A 21,066-nucleotide genomic window follows, 5' to 3' on the forward strand; every position below is an offset into this window, starting at 1 on the left:
GAGGACGGAGCGGATCACCCTCCGAGCGCCGTGCCGACGACCTCGCCGCCCCAGCCGTCCGGCGTGCGCCACAGGAGGTACACGGCGAAGATGTCGCGGACGGCGTCGGCGGCCCAGTTCTCGGTCGGGGGTTCGCACAGGACGAGGTAGAGGCCGGTGGCCGAGGTCGGCAGCGTGTGATTGATCTCGAGGAGGCGGGTCGCTCCTTCACGCAGGTCCTGGTAGGCCGAACGGCCGGCGCCGAGGACCTCGTACAGGCGCAGGCCCTCGTCCGTGACGCAACTGACGTCGACAACGGGGGAGTCCACCGGCTCGAGGTCCGCCCACAACAGGTCCGACTTCAGGGCGTGGCGGACCGCCTCGTGCTTCTTGCAGGTGCGGTCGGCCGCGGCCCAGGCCTCCAACGTCTGGAGGAGGGCGGACTGCTCGCCGGTTTCGGAAGAGGTGGCGGGCGCGGCGGCCGCTGTTCCGGAGGTGGGCACGGGTTCGGTTTCCTTCTGCTCGGGCTGCCGCTCGGGAGCGATAGCGGTGCTGGGTGCCTTGTCCGGGGCGGTGGGTGTGGCGTCGTCCATGCGGGCGCGGAGGGTACCGCGTGCCTCGAGGAGGCCGTCGGCCCAGCCGGAGCCGGTGAGTCGGTCCCGGAGGGCGGCGATGTCCAGAGCGCCGTCCTTGAGCGCTCGGTGAGTTCCGGCGGCGAGATCGCGCAGGAGACTCAACCGGTGCCTGTCGGGCGATCCGAGGACACGTCCTACGTCCACCCAGTCCGCCTGGTCGCGGCGGAGGACGCGGTTGGCCATGCCCTTCAGTTCGGACAGGCGGGCGCGGGCGTCCTGCGGCTCGCCGTCTGTGACCGACACCAGCTCGTCGAGTACGCCCAGGGCCGCGATGTAGCGGGGCGCCATGGTGGACGAGATCGGCATACGGCCACGCTGGTCGGTGGTGAGCACGGTCTGGTTGGTCTCGTTGGCGAACACCCAGCAGTCCAGCTCGTCGCCGGTGCGGGGCGGGGTGGAGCCGTGCCGGACCGTGAGCATCAACGGACGGTCGAGGGCCGGGGCCAGCGCGGTCACCTTGTAGCGGCCGCCCGGGCCGGGACCGACGACCTTCACCCGGACGTCCGTGCCGATCTCCGGGACGGCGGCCTCATCGCCCGGCCGGGCCTCGGCGGGAGAGGAGCTGGGGATGCCGGCGGGGGCAGGGGAGGGGACGGTGTTCGTGAGGGCCTCCGGGAGCGGTGCGGTGTGCAGCACGGTGAGGGTTTGCGTGCTGCGGGTGAGGGCGATGTAGAGCTGGCGCAGGCCGGCCGGACCGCGGGCGGCGATGGTGGCCGGCTCCAGGACCAGGACGTGGTCGTACTCCATGCCCTTGGCCTGCGCGGCGGCCAGCACCGAAACCGCCTCGCGGCGAGGGCCGGTGAGGTCGTCGCTCTGATCGAGGAGGCGGGTGATCTCGTCCAGCCAGGTGGAGTCGTCGGGGACGATGACGGCGATGGAGCGCAGGTTGTTCCCGTCGTCGCTGGAACCGACAAGGCGCGTCACGTGGGTGACGGTGTCCTCGAGGAGCTTCCACGGCTCGGTCGCCACGGTCCGTACCGCGTCCTCGCCCGCCTCGCGCACCGCCTGTGGGTAGGGCAGATCGGGGGCGACCGCGCGGGCGAGCGGAGCGACGAACTCCATGATCTCCGCGGGTACGCGGTAACTGGTGGTGAGCTCGGAGACGCGCCAGTCGCCGTGGTCGGACAGGAGCGTGCCGAGGAGTTCCCAGCTCGTGTGGGTGTGCGGGCCGGTGGCTTGGGCGAGGTCGCCGAGAACGGTCATCGAGCCCCCGGCCGCGCAGCGGCGGCGCAGGGCGCGTGCCTGCATGGGCGTGAGGTCTTGGGCCTCGTCGACGACGATGTGCCCGTAGCGAGGCGGGACTTCGCCGCTGATGAGGAATTCAAGCTCCTCGAGGCAGACGTGGTCGTCGAGGGTCCAGGGCTCGGCATCGGCGGTGGCGGCGCGGGGCCGGTGCAGGACGGCCTGTTCGTTCTCGTCGAGGATGCCGTCGGCGCAGGACCGGAGCAGGTCGGGAGAGTCGTACAGGCTGCGCAGCGCCTCCCTGGCGCTCGGGGACGCCCAGATCCGTTCGACGAGCCGTTCCACCCGGCGGTTGCGCTCGAACTCCCTGCGGATGGTGGGTGATTGGCCGCGGCGCGGAGCGATGTCCGTGAGCTCGCGCAGGAGGAGGTCGACGAACAGGGTGCGGAAGCGGTCCCGGCGCTGCCGGTACGGGCCGCCGCCGTTCTGGGCGGTGGTGAGGAGGTCGACGACCTGGGAGTGTGGGACGCGCAAGGTCGTACCGGCGGCCGTGACCATGACGGCGGGCTCGTCCCCCTCGAAGGCGGGGGGAGTGGTGAGGTCGTCGACGGCTTCGGGGCGGAACTCGCTCTCGACTCGGTTCCGCAGCACGGCCGCCATTCGCTCGTCCGACTTCACCCGGCGCGCCTGCGCGGTATCGGTGCCAGGCGTGTCGGCGTCCCAGAGACGGGACAGCTGGACGGCGTTGACGTCCCTTGTGCCGAGGGTGGGCAGCACCTGGCCGACATAGTCCAGGAACCGCTGGTGAGGGCCGATGACGAGGATGTCCTGAGCCTTGAAGTGCTCGTTGTTGACCAGCCAGGTGACCCGGTGCAGACCGACCGCGGACTTGCCGGTGCCCGGGCCGCCCTGCACGACGAGAATGTCGGTCGGGGAACCCGTCACCAGGTCCATCTGGTCGCGGCGGATCGTCTCGACGATGTCCCGCATCCGGCCGCTGCGCGAACGCTGCAGCTCGCGCAGCAGCAACTCGTCCGGCTGTAGCGGCTTGCCCCGCCGGACACGCGCCACGTCACCCGGCGTGGGGGCCGGCGGGCGCCGTTCAGGCCGCGAGCCACGGGGATCGGCGACCTCTTCCGGGACCGATTTCGGGACAGATTCGGGGGCGGGCGCCGATGGATCGGCCACGTCCGACTCCTGCGGCCTTTCCACCTCGGCCCGGTCGTCGGCCGGTGGCCGTGGCTTCGGAATCCGCGGAGGAGTGAGGGCGGGAGCCGGAGCGGCGGAGGGACGGTCGGGGGCCGGCCGTGCGACGGCGATCTCGTCGACGTAGCCCTCGACGACACGCCGCGCGCACTGCAGCCGCCGGCGCAGGACCACATCCCCCGGCTTCTCGGGCGGCGCCTTGGTCCACCTGTCCGCCAGCGGGCTGGTCCACAGCAGCACCACCGGCTCCCGCTCCTCGTCCAGCACACTGCGGCGGCCGATGTACCAGGGGCGGGGCTCCTGCCCTGGCTCCTCCGGAGCGTCGACCCGCGCGAAGACCAGCGCCTCGTTGCCGAGTCCCCCGTACGCCTCGGCCCGCGCCTCCGCCGCCTTGCGGACGGCGATGCTGTCCTTGCCGCTCGCCGAGGCCATGGCGGCGGAGCTCCCGCTCATCTCGGCCAGCCGCGCCTCGTAGCAGTCGTACGCGTGGTCCACCGCCTTCTGCTCGAGGGCGATGACTTCCTCGCGTGTGGTGGTGCTCATGTGCGTCCCTCCCCGCGGTGCTCCCCGGCACCGCTACGGGCGAAACGAAACGCCCGTACCCAGTGGAAACATCTATCAGAATCGCCTCGCTGACAAGGCATCAGCCCGTCAGACCCCTCAGCTCGCACAGCGGCTCGCCCACCCCGAGGGTTGTCCGGGCCGGGGGTCGGTCAGTACCCGAGGAGAAGGGCCTTCTGCCGCTGGAACCCTGTCGTCAGTCGCCGAGGGTGAAGGCGAGCATTCCGGCCCGGAGGTCGTCCTCGGTTTGGGTGAGGCCGCCGCGGGGCGAGACCGGCGCTCCGGTCCCGTTCACATCGGGTCCGCTCGAAGCTTTGAGGGCAATTCCGGCCGAAGTGGGCTTCCCTACCGGGAGTTGACGCGGCGATTGTTCAAGGACACAACCTGGGACTCGCGCCAGGGGCGAAAGGCTTGGAGACTCGGTTCCAGTGCGGGAAGCCCGCGGGCAACCTCCGCCGCCACGGGAGACCGGAGGCGACGACGAAGCGGACCCAGTCGGTGAAGGCGGACCGACCGTCGGCGCGGCCACGCGTGGTGTCGGCGGCGGGGAGATCTGACAAGGCCAGGCGGCGACGAGCGCAGGAAGTGCCGGAAGTCCTCTCGCTGCTCCCCCATGGGCAGCGAGGAACGGACGAGCGCTCGTCCACCTGGTTCGCTTCTTCGTTACTCCAGTTCCTCGGTCCGCAGGGTGTCGCCGCGCAAGGCCTTGTCCGCGGCCCGTCCGATGACAGCGGTCGCTCCCGCGTCCACAACCCCTCCGACAATGCCTCCCAGGATCGGGATTCCCTTGGCGAGCGTGATCGCGGCGCGCTTGGTTCCGTACTTCGAGACGAGGAAGAACCCGGCCTTCTTGTTGATCGCCCGGAGCATCGCGATCGGGATTTTCTTGATCACCTGCTCGCCGAGCTTCTGGCCGACCTTCACCCCGAAGGCGGCCAGGACGCTCTGCGCGCTCATCCCGATCGCGAGCATCATCGCGACGGTCCGTGCGTGCGGATCACGGACGTCCCACCCCCGAAGGTGCGCGATGGCACCAGCCATCCGCATGTTGACAACGAAGGATGCGGCCACGTTCGCAGGGATCGTCACGCCCGCGGTGAGCAGGCCTCCGAGCCCGGTGACGAACCCCTGAGTCCCGGCCGCGGCCACGGACTCCTTGATGAGCCGGGCGATGACCGCATCGATGTCGTCCTTCATGTCCTCGGGAGAACGGCGCTCATCGTCATCAGGTGCCTTGTAGTCGGTGCCCTGCCGACGCGAAAGACGGTCCTCGGCCCAGGTCACCGACCCCGTGATCGGCCCCACGCCGTTCACCATGACCTTCTCCGCGAGATCGGCGATCCACCGCCCGGCCTTCTCGACCGCTCCCTCATCAGGAGCCTTCTCCTCGGCCATCACACACCCCCTCCGCGAGCGCCCCACCGATGGGCGTCCCGCACTGTTGCGGGCAGGAGAGGGTTCCGGTCGCAGGCATCCCCGGCAAGACTGCGGGCGGCTGAAGCCGCATCCCCCTCGCTACCGCCCGTCCACCCCTCACGCCACGACGTTTTTCGCCGCGCCGCCTTCACGAGCTGAAGCGACTACACCTTCCCACATAAGTGAAAGCATCGTCAAACTGCCTGCGTCTTGGCTCGGTTCAGGGAAGGTGAGCGGACTGTGTCGGCTACCCTGCCCCGCAGCCGGCCTCCACCAGGAACGGGCTCGGCTGTCCGGTCCACGAGACGTACATGCCGTCCCGGGCCCGGGTACAGGCGACGAACAGCAGGCAGCGTTCTGCGGCGAGGTCGGCCTCGTGCTGTAGTCGGTCGACCTCCTCCGGGGTGATGGCCGAAGGGTTCGGCAGGGCGCGGTCGTTGACGCCGACGACGGCGGTGTAGCGGTACTCGAGCCCCTTGAAGGTGTGCATGGTGCCCACGTTGACCGCGTCGTCGGTGCGGGCGGCTCCCGCGCGGACCCGGCTGGCGGGGACGCCGGCCGCTATGAGGCGGTCCTTGGCCTTCTCGCAGGTCTTGTTGAACCGTGCGCAGATCCCGATCTCCCCGTACGCGGCGCCGCCGTCCACCCACTCACGCACCTGCTCGACCAGGGCGTCGAGTTCGGCCTCCTCCGTCTGAGCCGCGTGGACGCGCGGCCCGGAACCGTGCAGGGCCGAGCTGTACCCGATCAGGGTGTCGTGCCGTCCGCTGTCGGCCAGTTCGGCGTAGGGGCGGCCGAGCAGGAGTCCCGTCGCCCAGCTGAGGATCTCCTGGGTGGAGCGGTAGTTCTTGCGCAGCTTGGTCGAACGGCCGGCGACGTTGATGCCGAGGGACTTCAGCGACACCCGGTTGTCGTAGATCCGCTGGTGCGGATCGCCCGCGATGAACAGGTCGTCGGGCCGCCGCGGGGCGGCCGCGCGGAGCATCCGCCACTGGGCCGGGTGGAGGTCCTGGGCCTCGTCGACGACGACGTGGCGGTAGCACGGCCCCTGCTCAGCCAGCAGATCGGTGGCTTCCACGCAGGTGCCGAGGTAGGTGCGCAGCCCGTCCTCGGCCAGCCGCCGGGTGAACTCCTCCACGGTCCGCCACACCAGCGGCCGGGCGGAGGACGGTAGCGTGCTGCCGCGGCCCCGGCGCTCGCAGCTCTCGTACTCCTTCCGGCTGCGGATGTCCTGGGCGAGGACGACGTGCTTGTACTCCTGGGCGAGGAACTGCGGGGTGCCGGTGAAGCCGGTGGCTTCCGCGGCCCGCTCCCACCGGGCAGTCTCCTCGTACCCGGTGAGCGGCCGACGCGAGGTGCTGACCACGCGTCCGGCGAAGGCGTCGACGGTCATGACGTCGACCCGGTCGCGCAGGTCCGGATCGTCGACGAGCAGGCAGAGCCCTTCGTTGAGGGAGTCCACGAGGGCGTTGGTGAAGGTGGTGAGGAGGATGCGGTCGCCGTCACGCAGGTGCCGCAGCAGGTGCCGCACCCGGTGGAGGGCGACGACGGACTTCCCGGTACCGGGCCCGCCGGTCACCTGGGCGGGGCCGGAGTACGACGGACGGTAGGCGACCTTGTGCTGGGCGGGGTGGAGGAAGATCCGCCAGGCGGCGAACGGCTTGTCGAGGATGTCGCGCAGTTCGTCGGCGTCCGAGACGACGGCGATCCGGGTGCGGGTGTGCGCGATGGCGGTCGCGTAGTCGGTGGTGTCGACGGGCTCCTGCGAAGCCGCGTCGGCCAGCGCTGGCACGACGACCTCCTGCCACGTCTGCTCGACACTCGCGCCGAGGGCCAGGTGCTCCAGCACCTTGTACTGGTCCGGCGGGAAGAACCGCCCGAAGACGTCGAGCTGTTCCAGGCTGGTCAGCACGCGTGCCTGCGCGAGGGTGGTGGCGTCGATGCCGAGCGCGGCCATCTCCCCGTCGGAGACCTTCGCGAAGAGCCGCTGCTCCTCGACGGGGGCGATGCGCCGGTAGGTGGGGGTCAGCTCCTCCAGAGTGGCGATCTCGCGGAGCTCCACAGCGCCGGTGACGGCGTTGATGGTCGCCTTCTGCTTCACCGCCCACTCGGTGGCCTCGTCGTGCGGGCCTACCCGGAGCAGCACGAAGGTGTCCCCCGTCTCGGGCGCGAGGACCACACCGCGGTATCCCTGGGTGATCCGGATGGTCCGGATCTGCCGGTCCCTGGCGCCCTTGAGGGATTCCAGCTTCAGGCCGGGGTCCTTGAAGAGCTGGCCGAGGGTGAGTCGCTCGAACTTCTCCCAGGCGTCGAACACGCCGTTCCTGACGTGCTTCTCGAGCTTCTCAAGCTGCTGGCAGAAGGCTCTGTCGAGGGCGAGGTGCGGCATGACGGGATTTTAGGCCGGGGCGGCGTGGCTGTGGGCCGAGGGCGTCAGTTCACCGGTTGCGGGCCGGGATCTGCCGGTCACTCGCCGCCGAGTTCCCGGCGGAGCATGGCCAGGATCTCCGCGACCTCGACGGCCACTTCGTGACGCGGGCCGTGTACGAGCACGACGTCCTCGTACAGGGCCTCCAAACATGCCCGGCCCTCCTCCGGGTTGCCCTGGCTGAGCAGTAGCATGCCGATGTCACGGCGCAGCTCCACAGCCGCGTCGCTGACGTCGCTCTCGACGGCCCGTTCCACCTCGAGGACCTCCTGCAGCTCCGCCAGCGCCTCGGTCACCTGGCCGAGTTCGCCGCGGCAGCGGGCGGCCTGGGCGCGGCAGTCGCGGGCGGCCTCGCTGGTCGGCCCGTTGATACGGGCGAACGCCTCGGCCAGCGCCTCGAACTCGGGCAGGGCTGCCCGGTGGTCGCCCGCGAGCTGCCGGCTGACCGCCCGGCGCTGCCGCAGCCGGAGGACGGCCTTGTTCTCGGCGCCCAGGGCCCGCGCCAGCGACTCGATCATCTCGCCCGCGACCTCGGCGGCCTGCGTGTAGCGCTCCTCCTCCATGAGGGCGATGTAGTGCTCGTCGACCTCCCGCAGCTGGGCCCGCAGCAGCTCCCGCTCGGGCGGCGAGACCACGTACTCGGCGACCTGGCCGGGCGCCGCCGTGTCCGGGGCGACACGGGGACCGCTCTCAGCCCGGGCACGGGGTGCGTAGGGGCGGCGGTAGAGCCCGGTCGGGTCCGGCGCCCCGGGCGGCCCGGCCTCCCCGAGGGCGGAGGACTCCCTAGGCGCGGGCAGGAAGGGCATCAGCCGTTCGTACACCTCCTGCACGTCCACCGGCCGGCTCTCCGGTGTCTTGCGGAGCAGGTGCAGGACCAGCGCCTCCAGCGCCTCCGGCAGGTCGGCGCGCAGCCGCCGCAGCGGGGTGGGCGCGGCGCGGACGTGCTGGTCCATCAGCTCGAAGTCGCTGCGCGCGCTGAACAGCGGCTTGCCGCAGAGGAGCTCGTGGAGTACGCAGCCGAGGGCGTAGAGGTCGGTGCGCGGGGTGACCCGGGTGCCGCGTACCTGCTCGGGCGACATGTACTGGTGCGTGCCGAGGGGCCGGCCGGAGGCCGTCAGCCTGGTGACGTCGGTCTGCAGGATCGCCGCGACGCCGAAGTCGAGGACCTTCACCGTGCCGTCCCGCGCGACCAGGATGTTGGACGGCTTGAGGTCGCGGTGCACCACGGGTACGTCGTGCGCGTACGACAGCACGGTGGCGACCTGCGCGGCGACCGCCGCCGCCCAGCTGACCGGGAGGGGCCGCTCCTCGTGCACGTACCGGGTGAGGGGGACGCCCTCCACCAGCTCCATGACGAGGAACAGGTGCTCGTACGTGCTGTCGAGGACGGCGTCGTAGACCTGCGGCACGCCCGGGTGCTGGATGCGGGCGGTGATCCGTGCCTCGCGGCGGAAGCGTCGCTCCAGTTCCTCGGCCAGCTGGGGCGTGGCGGCGACGGCCTCCGGCCGGATCCGCTTCACGGCGACGGGCCGGTCAAGGACCGCGTCGTAGCCCCGCCACACATCGCCCATGCCGCCGTTGCCGAGCCGCTCCAGCAACTCGTAGCGGCCCGCGATCGGTCTGTCCGGCACCTGTCCCCGCCCCGCGTCCTGCACTCGCGCTCGTTCGTTCCGCCGAGCCCCGTCGGTCGCGGCCAGTTTCCCCGGAAAGGGATCACTGCGTCCAGCCGTGTCCTACGAGGGCGCGGCGGACGGTCCGTACCGCGCCACCGTGTACTCGGCCCAGACCGTCTTACCGGGGCCGTCCGGGCGGGGTTCACAGCCCCAGCGATCGGCGAGGCCCTCGACCAGGAACAGACCGCGTCCGCCGGTACGGGCGGGGCCGGGGGCAGAGGTGGAAGCGTGCGCGGGGAGTTTGTCGCCCCGCGTGTCGGTGACCTCCAGGCGGACGGTGAGGGATTGGGCGGCGGGCGCGGAGAGGGCGAGGAGGTGGACACGGAAGTCGCGGCCGGCCACATGGCCGTGGGTGACGGCGTTGGTGGCGAGCTCGGAGACGAGCAGGCTCAGCACGTCGTGCCCCTCGCTGCCGTACGGCACGCCCCAGGAGTCGAGCTGCTCCCCGCAGAGCCGACGGGCCAGGCGCGCGCCTCGGGGAGTCGAGCTGAAGCGGAGGGTGAAGCAGGAGTGGACGGGGATCGCCGGTGCGGGTTGTTCCGTTCGGTTCATGCACGCAGCGTGGCTGGGTGTGGCATAGCGTGACCAGGGGTGACGCGCCGACGCGGTGGGGAGTACACGCGGGCGAACACCGTGTACGGGACGGTACGGCCGCGTGAGCGGGAAGTGGGGTGTGCGGTGTTGGACGACAGTGAGAGCGGCGTCGACGCCGAGGTGCCGGGGCAACGGCGTACTGAGGACGAGCCTCCCAGGGGCCTGATCGGCGCGTTCGGGCGGCAGTTGAAGCTACTGCGGACACGGGCGGGCATGGAACGGGCCGAACTCGGCAGACGGGTCGGGTACTCGGCGGACACCATCGCCTCGTACGAGCAGGGACGGCGGGTTCCGCAGCCGCGGTTCATCGACCAGGCGGACGAAGTGCTGGACGCGGGCGGGTTGTTGGTGGCGTTGAAGGGGGAGGTAGCCCGGGCGCGGTATCCGGCCTTCTTCCGGGACATGGCTCGGTTGGAGGAGGAGGCCGTCTCACTCCATGTGTACGGAGCACTCGCAGTGCCTGGTCTGTTGCAGACCGAGGAGTACGCACGTGCGGTCTTCGCCATGCGCAGGCCCCTCCTTGACGAGACGACCGTCGAGCAACGGGTATCCGCTCGCCTCGCCCGACAGGAGATCTTCGCCAGAAGTCCACTTCCGACACTCAGCTTCGTGATCGAGGAGGCGGTTCTGCGCCGTCCACTCGGCGGAGTGTCCACGCACAGAGGGCAACTCGAACAGATCCTTCTCCACGGGCAACGACGGAACGTGGAAATCCAGATCATGTCCACTACCGGTGTTGAACACTGCGGCCTCGGAGGCCCGTTCACCCTGATCGAGACCAGCGACGGACAGCGCATGGCTTACGTTGAAGTCCAGCGGAACAGCCGCCTCTATAGCGAGCGGGAAGAGGTGCGGGATGTTGAGGAACAGTACGGCATCCTCAGGGCGCAAGCCCTGACTCCGCGTGAGTCGATGGCTTTCGTCGAGGGACTTCTGGGAGAGAGATGAACCGCCAGGCAAGGGAGCCCCACTGGTTCAAGAGCAGCCACAGCAGCGGGGAGGGAGGCGAATGCGTCGAGGTCTGCCTCGCGTCGGACGTTGTTCTGGTCAGGGACTCGAAGCGGGCAACAGGGCCGATGCTCAGCGTTGATGCCGATGCCTGGTCCGCCTTCGTGGAGCAGGCCGCGCGCGGATGAGACATGCAGGCGCGTCCTGGGGCACCGGCACCGAGTGGGTGCCGGTGCCCCAAGCCGCTGTCAGAAGTCGTCCAGCCCTTCCTCCCGGCGGATCATCCGCCAGGCCGCGCGGCGCGCACTGCGGTCGAGGTTGGACTTGAAGTCCCGGTCCGCCCCGAAGTACCGCTTGCCGAGCGTGTCGATCGTGGAGACATGGTCCATCATGTTCTCCTCGAACTTCTTGTCGAAGACGACGCCGAAGTTCTCCTCGTCGTTGACGAGGGCGGCGGCCCGGACCTTCGGGTCCTTCTTCGTCGCGTTGAAGGCCGGGAGGACGTCGTCCTCGGTGAACTCCGTGCCGAACTTCGCGTTGAACTTCTCGATCAGCTCGGACAGCAGCGACTTCTCGACATCCTTGCCGCCGCCGACCCCGTCGCCGAACCCTTTGAGCTCGGCGGGGCCTTCGGGCAGCAGGGACTTGTCGTGCTCTCCGGTCTTCTCGACGCGCAGGTGGCTGAGGTCGACTTCGCCTATGTCGACGCCGCCGTCCGCGAGGCGGGGCAGCCGGTTGAGCAGGTAACGCCCGTACAGGTACAGCCGCTCCAGGTCGGCGTCCTGGTAGGGGACGATCTGTGCGAGGAAGCCGTACTTGCGGACGTAGTCGTTGAGGTTGGCCCGGAACTCCTCGGCGGCCTCGACGTCGTCCTCCTCCTCGCTCTCCAGGAGGGCGCTGAAGCGGGTGACGGCAGGGGAGAGGAGCCGGTACAACTCGGCGTGCAGTTTCTCCCACTTGGCCTGGGAGCCGCCGGCCTTCTCCTGCGCCTCGAAGTACGCGGCGACGAACGCGTCCATGTCCTGCTCCGAGATGATCGGCGCAGACATGACCCGACTCTGGGCCGTGTAGAGGAGGTTCGGGTCGGAGGGCAGGGTGTGCGCCTCATCGAAGTACGGGCGGAACGCGTCCTGGATGTCCTCGGCCTCGTTGACGAAGTCCAGGACGGCCAGGTCGGCCTGCGACTTGCGGTCGGCGGTGCGGTTGAGGCGCGAGAGCGTCTGCACGGCGGCGATGCCGGTCAGCGTCTTGTTGACGTACATCGTGGTGAGGAGCGGCTGGTCGAAGCCGGTCTGGTACTTCTCGGCAACGACGAGGATCCGGTACTCCTGCTGCCCCTTGCCACCGGCCTTCGCGGCCTTGTCGTCGGCGCGGGTGTAGCCGAACGCCTTGGGCAGCGCGCTCTCCGGCAGACCGCCGTTTTCCTTGCTCTCGGTGGTCTCCTCGCCGTCGATGGTGAGGGAGCCGGAGAAGGCGACCAGGACGCCGAGGTCCGGATACTTGCTGTCGTAGTCGCGGTCGGCGATGTAGCTGCGGATGGCACGGGCCATCTGCACGGCGGAGTGGCGGGACGCCGTGACCACCATGGCCTTGGCCCGGCCACCGAGCCGGCCGCGGGTGTGGGCGACGAAGTGCTCGACGATCACCTGGGCGTGCTGCGACACCGTGTGCTCGTGCATGAGCGCGAACCGGGCGAGCAGGCTGTTCGCCTTGGAGGGGTCGACCTCCTTCTCGTCGTGGTTGAGGTTCGCGAGCTTCCAGTAGGTGTTGTAGGTGACGTAGTTACGCAGGGGGTCGAGGATGAAGCCCTCCTCGATGGCCTGATGCATGGAGTAGGTGTGGAAGGGGCGGTAGACGCTCTTGCCGTTCTCCACGCCTTCCGTGCCGAAGAGTTCGAGCGTCTTCGCCTTGGGGGTGGCCGTGAAGGCGAAGTAGGAGAGGTTGGCGGCGTGCGAGCGCTCGACCGCCTTCGCCTTCAGTTTGTCCTCCACGGTGACCGTGGTCGCGCCCTCGTCGTCGGAGGCGGCGTCCAGTCCGAGGTCGCGGAGGGCCGACTTCACGGCGGTGGCGGCGTCGCCGGACTGGGAGGAGTGCGCCTCGTCGACGATGATCGCGAAGCGGGTGCCCTTGATCTCGGTCGGGTTGCGCTTGATGTAGTCCAGCAGCGCCGGGAACGAGTGCAGGGTGACCGTGACGATCTTCCCCGTGTCCCGGGAGAGCGCGCGGGCCAGCTGCTCGCTCTTCGCCCCGTGCTTCTCGTCGACCTTCACGACGAGGCCGGCGGTCTGCGAGAAGCTGCCGACGGTCGCCGAGAGCTGAGCGTCCAGGGCGCGGCGGTCGGTGATGACGACGACCTTGTCGAAGACGGGCTCGCCGGGCTTGATACGGCCGTCGGCGAGAGCATCGGGTCGCAGAACGTGCGGATCGCGGCGGGCGTGCAGGTCGCTGAGGCGGTGGGCCAGCCAGCCGATGGTGTTCGACTTACCCGAGCCGGCAGAGGCCATGACCAGGTAGTTCTGGCCGGCGCCGTGGACGGACGCGTGCGCGGTGAGCTTGCGGACCACGTCCCACTGGTGGAAGCGGGGGAAGATCGTCGACTTGGTGGTGCCGCCGCCGGGCGTCTTCTGCTTCTGCTGGTGCACGAAACGCTGGAGGAGGTCGAGCCAGTTGTCCCGCTGCCAGACCTCTTCCCAGAGGTAGGACGTGGCGTACTTGCCGTGGGCGGTGGGCGCAGGGTTGCCGGCCCCGCCGGGTTGGCCGGGACCGTTCGAACCGGTGTTGAACGGCAGGAACCGGGTGCTCTTGCCGCGGAGCTGGGTGGTGACGAAGACCAGGTCCGGGTCGACCGCGAAGTTGGCGATCACGCGACGCGTAAAGATCAGCTCGGTCGGGTCCCGGTCGGTCCGGTACTGCTCCTTGGCCTGCTCGACGCCCTGACCGGTGAGCGGGTTCTTCAGCTCGGCCGTGGCGATGGGGATGCCGTTGAGGAACAGAGTCAGGTCGAGGCGGTGACCCCAGTCGGCCTGCTTGGTGGCGTAGGGGAGTTCCCGGACGGCGGTGAGGCGGTTGGCCCGGTAGCCGTCGAGGACCGAGTCCGCGGAGATGAGGTTGGGCTTGAAGTAGGCGACGCGGAGACGGACCCCGCGGTCCTTCACGCCGTTGCGGAGGACGTGAAGCAGCCCGTCGTCGGCGATGGCCCGGTCGAGGCGCTGCGCGAAACCGCGCTGCGCCTCGTTGGGGTTACCGCCGTAGACGGTGAGGAGTTCGTCCCACTCGTCGGGCTGGGTCGCACCGATGAAGGTGAACAGCTCGTTGGTGTCCAGACCGAGGTCGGCCTGGTAGTCCTCGGGGTTCGCCTCCCGCCAGCCTCGCTTACAGAGGGCGGCGACGATGGCGGAACCGAAGGACGACTCGTCGTGCACGGGGCTCATACGGCGACTCCTTCGGTTACGTTGCGGCCGCTGGCGGTGGATACGTCGAACTGGCCAGTTACGGCGGCGGTGATGAGGGCTTGCCGGCGTTCGGCCTGGAGGGACATCCGTCGGCCGAGTGCTGCCTGGATGGTTCGCACGTCACGCGTGATTGCTTCTGTGTCGGCCACGATGCGGTCTTGGGTTGACAACGAGGGGATCGGAAACCGCATGAACCGAACATTCCCGGCCTCAAGGTGCGGGTGCAGCGCACCTGTCTGTTCACGAAGCAGAGCTTGCCGACCCCAGTGACTGCGGAGTGCGTGCCAGAGATACCGAGGGCGAAGCACGTGCCGGTCGGTCCGGGCAATCAACAGGGCGTGGCAGCTTGCCCCGACGAAATCCTCACCCACAATTCCGACTTCGCCGATTGCGCCAGTTTGAACGATCAGGATGTCTTGGAAACCCAGGCGGATTCGGGGGCGTTCGGCTGCCCAGGCAGGGCTGACGTAATAGGGTCGCCGAGCAAAATCGATTTCGCCATGCTTGATGTGGAGTGACTGGAGATAGGGGACTCCTTCCTCCACGAAGAGGTCTCGGGTTGGGCCGACGTACCCGTTCGTCAACTGACGGAGCACGCGGTTGAGCGGCATCGCTGGCCATTCCACGTGCTGCCCGAGACTCAATGCCTGCAGCCGAGGTCCGCCGGCCCTGATGACGCTCTCGGTGAAGGCGACGGATTCACGCTCCTCAACTAGGTCCTGTTGTGCGCTCGTCGCCGCAGTCATGCGATCGATGCGGGCGATCTCAGAATCGAGGAAGTCTGCGATGCGGCGCTGCTCCTCCAGCGGAGGCACCGGGAGCCGGATGCTGCCGAACTCATCAGGGTTGATCCTCGGTGTGCGGACATTTCCGAGGTCGACGGATCCGATCCCACGAAGTCGCTGAACGACTTCTCCTCGAAACCAAGCAGACCGAAAGAGATGATGAAGATACCTACTTTCGACCAGAGGGCCGGGCCGCAACACCATGTAGTCCGGACTGACCACTCCTTCCTTAGGGCTTTGCCCCATGGCACCCTGGTAGGCGGACATCCGGTTCACCACAATGTCCCCTTCTGTGCAGACCTTGTAATTGCTTAGGTCCTCCGCTCGGGGCAAGTCGTCCGTAAGCTCGGACCGGAGCACGACACCGCGATACTGGGAGACGGAGAGCAGCGGCAAGGTTCTCGCGCCGGCACGCTCGTCGATCTCTCGGAACAGGAACTTCCCAGGGACTTCCTGCATCAGTGCGTCACCTCCCGCAGCAATTCCTGAATTTCTGCCTCCAGCGCCTTCAGCTCCGCGTCGATCTCCGCCAACGGCCGCGGCGGCCCGTACACGTAGAAATGCCGAGTGAATGGAATCTCGTACCCGATCTTCGTTTTGCTGTGGTCGATCCACGCGTCCGGTACGTGCGGGTGGACCTCCCGCGTCAGGTACTCCTCGACGTCCTCGCCCAGCGGAACGTTCTCGTAGTCCCGGAGTTCCGGGTCCGGCTCGGGCTTGCCCTTGACGAGTTGCACTTCGCCCTCTGGGTCCCGTACCCCGATCGCGTCCCGGAGTGCCTTGTTGAACGGCGCTCCCGTCGGCCACGTCGTGCCAGCCGCGACCACCGCGTCCTTGAGGGCGAGCCACGCCTCCTGCTTCGTGGCCCAGCTCCTGACCTGCATCGAGTCGAAGGCGTCGAACATGACCGTGGCCTGCGGAAGCTTCTGGATCACCTTGGACGCCTCCACCGCCGCCAGCGTCTCCTCCGTAATCTCGAACCGCAGCTTCAGTGGGCGTTCCACCGTGATCCGCTGGTACCCGAAGTCCTCGTTCCAGAAGACCTTCACCTTGCCGTGCAGCGGGTGCTCTGCGTCACCCGCCACGGCCAGGGCGTCGCCGTACAGCTTGACCACCGTGGCGATGTGGTCCTTGCTCAGCTCCTTGCGCTTGTCGCCCAGCGACTTCCGCATCTTCTGCCACTGGTCCCGCGCGTCCAGCAGCACGACCTTGCCCTTGTGGTCCGGGCTCTTGCGGTTCGTCAGGATCCAGAAGTACGTCGAGATGCCGGTGTTGTAGAAGAGCTGGTCCGGCAGGGCGACGATGCCCTCGAGCCAGTCGTTCTCCAGGATCCAGCGGCGGATCTCCGACTCACCCGAGCCAGCCGCGCCCGTGAAAAGCGGCGAGCCGTTGAAGACGATCGCGAGGCGTGAGCCGCCCCCGCCGTCCACGTCCACCGGCTTCATCTTCGAGATCATGTGCTGGAGGAACAGCAGCGAGCCGTCGTTGATGCGCGGTAGGCCCGCGCCGAAGCGGCCGGCCTCGCCGAGCTGCTTGTGCTCGGCCTCGACCTCGTCCTTGATCTTCTTCCACTCCACGCCGAACGGCGGGTTGGCCAACATGTAGTCGAAGGTCTTGCGCGCGTGGCCGTCGTCGGAGAAGGAGTTGCCGAAGCGGATGTTCTCCGGGTCCTGGCCCTTGATCATCAGGTCGGACCGGCAGATCGCCCACGACTCCGGGTTGAGCTCCTGCCCGTACACCTCCACCGTGGCGTCCGGGTTCAGCTCCGAGATCAGGTCGTCCATCGCGGAGAGCATGCCGCCCGTGCCGCAGGCCGGGTCGAGGACCGTGCGCACCGCGCCCGGAAGCTGGAGCGCGTCGCCGTCGGGGGCGACGAGCAGCCGCACCATGAGCTGGATGACCTCACGCGGCGTGAAGTGTTCACCGGCCGTCTCGTTGGACTGCTCGGAGAAGCGGCGGATCAGCTCCTCGAAGATGTAGCCCATGTTGTGGTTGGGCACGACCTCGGGGCGCAGGTCCAGGTCGGTGAACTTGCCGATGACCTGGTAGAGCAGCCCCGCGCCGTCCAGCCGCTTGATCTGCTGGGCGAACTCGAAGCGGTCCAGCACACCGCGGGCGTTGTCGGAGAACGCCCCCACGTACACCGCGAGGTTCTTCGCCGCGTTCTGCGGGTCCGCAGCGATCTTCTTCAGGGTGAGCGTGGACGTGTTGTAGAAGGCGTGGCCGGAAGCCTTGCGGAGGAACTTGTCCGCGATGATGTCCTGGCCCTCGAACTGCGCCACGGTCTCCGTGACCTTCTGGCGCGTGGGTTCCAGCACGCACTCCAGTCGCCGCAGCACCGTGAACGGCAGGATGACCTTGCCGTAGTCGGACTGCTTGTAGTCCCCCCGCAGGAGGTCGGCGACGGACCACGCGTGGTTCGCCAACTCCGTGTGCTTGCTGCTGTTCAAGACTTCTTCCGCTTCCCTTCCAGGACCGGTACGGATGACGTGGAGCGCGGCGGGAGGGTGGGGTCCTCGTCCGTCCGCATCATGAGTGGGGGAGTTCAGAAAGTCTCTGGTCCGCTAGGCACGAGCTGCCCGCCCGTGAGGCCGTCGGCCACGAGCCGCGCCGTCTCCTCGGCCAACTCCTCTGCCCTGCGGGCCTGTTCACGCAGTGCGGCAGCTTGCCGGAACGCCTCCCCGTAACGCCGCTGTTCCTCCAGCGGCAGCAGTGGGACGCGTAGCCGGCCCGGGCTGAGGTGCAGCGTGGAGCTGCCGGTCGAGGCGCCGGTCAGGTTGGCCTCCGAGCCGAGGAAGCCGTGCAGGAACCAGGAGTCGAGCCGTGCCGGGTCGGGCCGGAAGAGGTGCACGCCCGGACCGAGCAGCACACCCGCCTCGTTCTCACCCGCGACCCGCGCGACGGGACCCCTGCCGCCGATCAGGCCACGCACCAGCACGTCGCCCACGGCGATCTCCGGCACCTGCTCGGCGGCCTGCGCGTCCTCGACCCGCCCCGTCGGCCCGCTTCCGCGAGCGATGTCGTCGCCGGTGAGGGTAGGCCGGGTAGCCACGCCACCCACCTCCGAATGGCCCTCGCCGTCCGCTTGCCTCGGCGACGCGGGGGCTGTCCGCAGGACCTTCAGCGCGCCGCCCCGGGCCAGGTCGGACACCGTGGCCGAACGCCACTGGCGGGCCTTGCCGCCCGCAGCGTCCCACAGTTCCGTGGCGGCCAGCAGCGCGACCGACCGCGCCGCACCCGTCAACGCATCCCTTGCGACGACGACCTGGTCGGCCAGCTCCCGGGGGTCGATGTCCGCCTGTGAAGCACGCACCTGCCGGGCCGGGGTCACGTCGACCACCTCGTCGAGCAGGTCGACCACGCTCACCGCCCGCGCCACACCGGCCTGCACCTCGAACCCGTCCGGGTCCTCGGCGTACGCCGTCCACGCGGAGACGATCTGCTCGGTTACCCGCGCCCAGTCCACCGAACCCGAACGGGTACCGCCGCGCCCCGGCACCGACGGCTCGCCCACCGTGTCGACGAAGAGCACCGTCTGGTACGCCGGCCGGGTCGGCTCCGGCCGCTGCAGCACCCACACCTGCAGGCCGATGTGCAGCGGGATCCCCGCCCCGGGCGGCAGGGCCGCCACCGCCCGCAGCGCGCCGCTGCGGATCAGCTCGGCGCGGATGCGGCGGCCGGAGGAGCGGGATGCCGTGGCCGGCGGGAGGAGCAGCACGGCGTGGCCGCCCGGTTCGAGGTGGCCCAGCGCGTGCTGGACCCAGGCCAGTTCGGACTCGGCGCGGGGCGGGAAACCGTACGCCCAGCGCGAGTCGTAGGCCAGTTCGTCGTGGCCCCAGTCCCGGTCGCCGTAGGGCGGGTTGCACAGCACGGCGTCGACGGTGAGGTCCGGGAAGGCGTCGGCGCGCAGGCTGTCGCCCGTGCGCACGGTGACGTCCGCACCCTCCTCAGCCGTCAGGGTCAGGCCGACCGCGGTGCGTCGTGCCTGGACGGGAAGGCTGTCCTGCCCGTACAGCTCGCGCGCGCCGCGCGCGGCGGCGGCTGTCAGCAAGGTGCCGCTGCCGCAGGCGGGGTCGAGGACACGGGCCGGGGAGCCCGGGATCAGGCGGGCCAGCAGGTCGGCGAGCGGGGCCGGGGTGCGGTAGGCGCCGCTGGCGGCGCTGTCCTCCAGCTCCCTCTCCGCCAGTACGCCCAGTGCCGTCTGGGCGCTTTCGTCGCGGACGCAGAGCAGCAGGGCGCGCAGGACCGCGGTGTCGGCGGCGGTGAACCGGACGGGTTCCGTGTCCGGCACCACGTCCGCGACCTCGGCCGCCGCGTCGTTCGCCTGCTTCACCAGATCGGCGTCGGACAGCGCGTGCAGAGCAGTGAGGTCGTCGGCGGGGCGGCGGGCCGCCGCCAGGACCAGCAGGAGCAGGTCGGACGTGCCGGCGCCGGGCCGCTCGCGGAGGCGCAGGGTGGTGCGCAGCTCCCCGCTGGGCGTGGCCGCCGTGTGCTGTCCGCGTGAGGCGAGCCAGGCGCGGACCACCTCCAGGTCGTACAGCGGGGAGCTGTCCGTGCCGCCTGAGGGCGCGGGGAAGTCGTCGTGCCGACGTCGCCAGTTGCTGACGGTGGCGCGCGTGACGCCCGCGATGCGGGAGATCTCGGCGGCTGTCACCTGGGCGGATGGTGCGGATGGCTGCGACATGGGTGTGGTCCTGGCTCCGATGGGCGACGTGGTTACACCCTACAGCACAAGTCAACTCCGGGCTGCCGTTGGACAACGCTTTCACGGTCATGTTTACATGTAATCGCTTCCGGCGGGGGACCGTCACCTCCGGCGTGAAGCGTGCCCTTGCCGTACCCCATGTCTTTGAGCGCCCAGTCCAGGGCGCCTCAGAGCCAGGCGACGGCCGATCGACCACCACACAGGGGGAACCCATGCGCCTGACCATGCCGAGCGGCACTCCGGAAGGAATCCCGCTCACCGTCATGCCGTTCCGCGAGGACGCGGTCATCGGCACCATGTCCCTCGCGACGCTGGTACGTCTCGTGCCGTCACCGCGTCAGGAGGAGGACCCGCGCGCCCTCAAGACCGCGTCCGGGCACGATCGGCGCCACGCCGAGCTGCGCGCGACCGTGCAGCGGACGCTGAAGTCCCAGAAGGGCAGGAACATCCCGGACTACGCCGAGTACATCGCCGCCGGCATCCTCGGCAAGCACGGCTCCGCCTGGTCCACGCCCCCGATCACGCTCTGGCACGCGGGCGAGATCGCCGCGATGAGCGACGAGCTGGTCCCCGACTCGGGCCTGCGGACGCTGACCGTCGCCCCGGACGCCATGGTGATCGCCATAGACGGCGAGACCCAGACCACCGCCTGGCACGACATCTACCAGGACCCGGAGTCCCTCGGCCTCACCTACACCGAGCTCAGCCGGCGGGTCCGTATCCCCTTCGAGCTCTATCTGGGGATCTCCCCGGCAGACGCGCGGCAGATCTTCTACGACCGCAACGTCAAGGGCATCGACGTCGCCAAGAACCTGGCCATGTCCATGGACCAGCGCGATCTCGCCACCCGCCTCGCCCACACCGTCGGCGAGAGGCTCGAGGTCGAGTCGGACGGCCGGCGGATGCCGTTCGGCAGGCTGGTCAACGCCGGCAAGCGGCAGCTCACCAGGACCGACAAGGAGGTCGTGACGCTGTCCGCGCTGCGGGCGCTGATCGTCACCACCGTCTTCGGCAGCAAGGGTGTGGAGTACTCGGCGGCCAACGTCCACGAGGGCGACCTGCCGTCCAACACCGACGCCGACGAGGTGGATACGGTCGTCGTCCGTCTGGTGTCCCGGCTGATCGAGGGGCGCTTCCCAAACTTCACCCGGCGCAGCGCGATCACCGCCCCGGCCGTGATGGCAGGCCTCGGCGTCCTGCTGCACCGCGCCACCCCTTGGTGCGACCCCGGCAAGGCCATGAGCTACGAGACGGTCGAGCACCTGCTCGCCGACGTCCGCTGGGAGCGCGAACCCGCCTACTGGGACGGCGTCTGCGCCAGCGTCGGCTCCACCGGCCGGCTCAACTTCAGCGGTGGTGTGAAGGACTCCGCCGGCCGCGTCGCGGGCTCGCTCCTCGACCCGAGCAGCGAGCTGGGCCGGAAGATCCGGGGCCTGCGGAGTTGAACAGGCCTGTGGTGCAAATTCCTTGACGCCGGGACCTTCTCGGCCGACGCCCCTCTC

12 protein-coding genes are annotated in these 21,066 nt (G+C 69.4%); 3 read left to right on the forward strand and 9 right to left on the reverse strand.

Annotation, left to right across the window (positions count from 1 at the left end):
• Window positions 1–14: 14 nt before the first annotated feature.
• The 5 genes from ACF09J_RS11480 to ACF09J_RS11500 all read right to left on the reverse strand — a co-directional run bounded on the left by ACF09J_RS11480 (window position 15) and on the right by ACF09J_RS11500 (window position 9,632).
• Window positions 15–3,545, reverse strand: a complete 3,531-nt coding sequence (locus ACF09J_RS11480; RefSeq protein WP_392305180.1) for a HelD family protein — start codon at window positions 3,543–3,545, stop codon at window positions 15–17.
• 681 nt (window positions 3,546–4,226) lie between these two features.
• Window positions 4,227–4,958 carry an EcsC family protein gene (locus tag ACF09J_RS11485; protein ID WP_392305181.1) on the reverse strand — a complete coding sequence of 244 codons (732 nt, stop codon included), beginning with the start codon at window positions 4,956–4,958 and terminating at the stop codon, window positions 4,227–4,229.
• 268 nt (window positions 4,959–5,226) lie between these two features.
• Entirely contained in the window at window positions 5,227–7,368 is a 2,142-nt protein-coding gene (locus tag ACF09J_RS11490) for a UvrD-helicase domain-containing protein (protein ID WP_392305182.1), read from the reverse strand.
• Window positions 7,369–7,445: 77 nt separating this feature from the next.
• Window positions 7,446–9,038 (reverse strand): protein kinase, encoded by a 1,593-nt coding sequence (locus ACF09J_RS11495; RefSeq protein WP_392305183.1) that lies wholly within the window; start codon window positions 9,036–9,038, stop codon window positions 7,446–7,448.
• Window positions 9,039–9,140: 102 nt separating this feature from the next.
• Window positions 9,141–9,632, reverse strand: coding sequence for an ATP-binding protein (locus ACF09J_RS11500; protein WP_392305184.1), 492 nt, complete (start codon window positions 9,630–9,632; stop codon window positions 9,141–9,143).
• Between the two features lie 162 nt (window positions 9,633–9,794).
• Between ACF09J_RS11500 and ACF09J_RS11505 the strand changes: the two genes are divergently transcribed.
• Window positions 9,795–10,622, forward strand: a complete 828-nt coding sequence (locus ACF09J_RS11505) for a helix-turn-helix domain-containing protein (protein WP_392305412.1) — start codon at window positions 9,795–9,797, stop codon at window positions 10,620–10,622.
• Window positions 10,619–10,810: a DUF397 domain-containing protein gene (locus ACF09J_RS11510; protein WP_392305185.1), complete on the forward strand. Its 192-nt coding sequence runs from the start codon at window positions 10,619–10,621 to the stop codon at window positions 10,808–10,810. The genes ACF09J_RS11505 and ACF09J_RS11510 overlap by 4 nt, the downstream gene beginning before the upstream one ends.
• Before the next feature lie 60 nt (window positions 10,811–10,870).
• Here the strand turns inward: ACF09J_RS11510 and ACF09J_RS11515 are convergent, their stop codons facing one another.
• The 4 genes from ACF09J_RS11515 to ACF09J_RS11530 all read right to left on the reverse strand — a co-directional run bounded on the left by ACF09J_RS11515 (window position 10,871) and on the right by ACF09J_RS11530 (window position 19,543).
• Window positions 10,871–14,053 (reverse strand): type I restriction endonuclease subunit R, encoded by a 3,183-nt coding sequence (locus ACF09J_RS11515; protein ID WP_392305186.1) that lies wholly within the window; start codon window positions 14,051–14,053, stop codon window positions 10,871–10,873.
• Complete coding sequence (locus ACF09J_RS11520; protein ID WP_392305187.1) at window positions 14,050–15,318, reverse strand: restriction endonuclease subunit S; 1,269 nt, start codon at window positions 15,316–15,318, stop codon at window positions 14,050–14,052. The genes ACF09J_RS11515 and ACF09J_RS11520 overlap by 4 nt, the downstream gene beginning before the upstream one ends.
• Entirely contained in the window at window positions 15,318–17,309 is a 1,992-nt protein-coding gene (locus ACF09J_RS11525; RefSeq protein WP_392305188.1) for an N-6 DNA methylase, read from the reverse strand. The genes ACF09J_RS11520 and ACF09J_RS11525 overlap by 1 nt, the downstream gene beginning before the upstream one ends.
• 95 nt (window positions 17,310–17,404) lie before the next feature.
• Window positions 17,405–19,543 (reverse strand): N-6 DNA methylase, encoded by a 2,139-nt coding sequence (locus ACF09J_RS11530; protein WP_392305189.1) that lies wholly within the window; start codon window positions 19,541–19,543, stop codon window positions 17,405–17,407.
• Window positions 19,544–19,776: 233 nt separating this feature from the next.
• Here ACF09J_RS11530 and ACF09J_RS11535 point away from each other — a divergent pair, with 233 nt between their 5' ends.
• A complete protein-coding gene (locus ACF09J_RS11535; RefSeq protein WP_392305190.1) occupies window positions 19,777–21,009 on the forward strand; it encodes a DNA sulfur modification protein DndB in 1,233 nt (410 codons plus the stop codon).
• Window positions 21,010–21,066 lie beyond the last annotated feature (57 nt).

The organism is Streptomyces sp. NPDC014889 (assembly GCF_043081205.1).
Lineage (GTDB): Bacteria > Actinomycetota > Actinomycetes > Streptomycetales > Streptomycetaceae > Streptomyces.

Coding starts and splice junctions, on each gene's coding strand:
- ACF09J_RS11490 (WP_392305182.1), bottom strand. CDS start 7,368: ATGCCGCACCTCGCCCTCGACAGAGCCTTCTGCCAGCAGCTTGAGAAG.
- ACF09J_RS11530 (WP_392305189.1), bottom strand. CDS start 19,543: ATGTCGCAGCCATCCGCACCATCCGCCCAGGTGACAGCCGCCGAGATC.
- ACF09J_RS11520 (WP_392305187.1), bottom strand. CDS start 15,318: ATGCAGGAAGTCCCTGGGAAGTTCCTGTTCCGAGAGATCGACGAGCGT.
- ACF09J_RS11485 (WP_392305181.1), bottom strand. CDS start 4,958: ATGGCCGAGGAGAAGGCTCCTGATGAGGGAGCGGTCGAGAAGGCCGGG.
- ACF09J_RS11535 (WP_392305190.1), top strand. CDS start 19,777: ATGCGCCTGACCATGCCGAGCGGCACTCCGGAAGGAATCCCGCTCACC.
- ACF09J_RS11515 (WP_392305186.1), bottom strand. CDS start 14,053: ATGAGCCCCGTGCACGACGAGTCGTCCTTCGGTTCCGCCATCGTCGCC.
- ACF09J_RS11500 (WP_392305184.1), bottom strand. CDS start 9,632: ATGAACCGAACGGAACAACCCGCACCGGCGATCCCCGTCCACTCCTGC.
- ACF09J_RS11510 (WP_392305185.1), top strand. CDS start 10,619: ATGAACCGCCAGGCAAGGGAGCCCCACTGGTTCAAGAGCAGCCACAGC.
- ACF09J_RS11480 (WP_392305180.1), bottom strand. CDS start 3,545: ATGAGCACCACCACACGCGAGGAAGTCATCGCCCTCGAGCAGAAGGCG.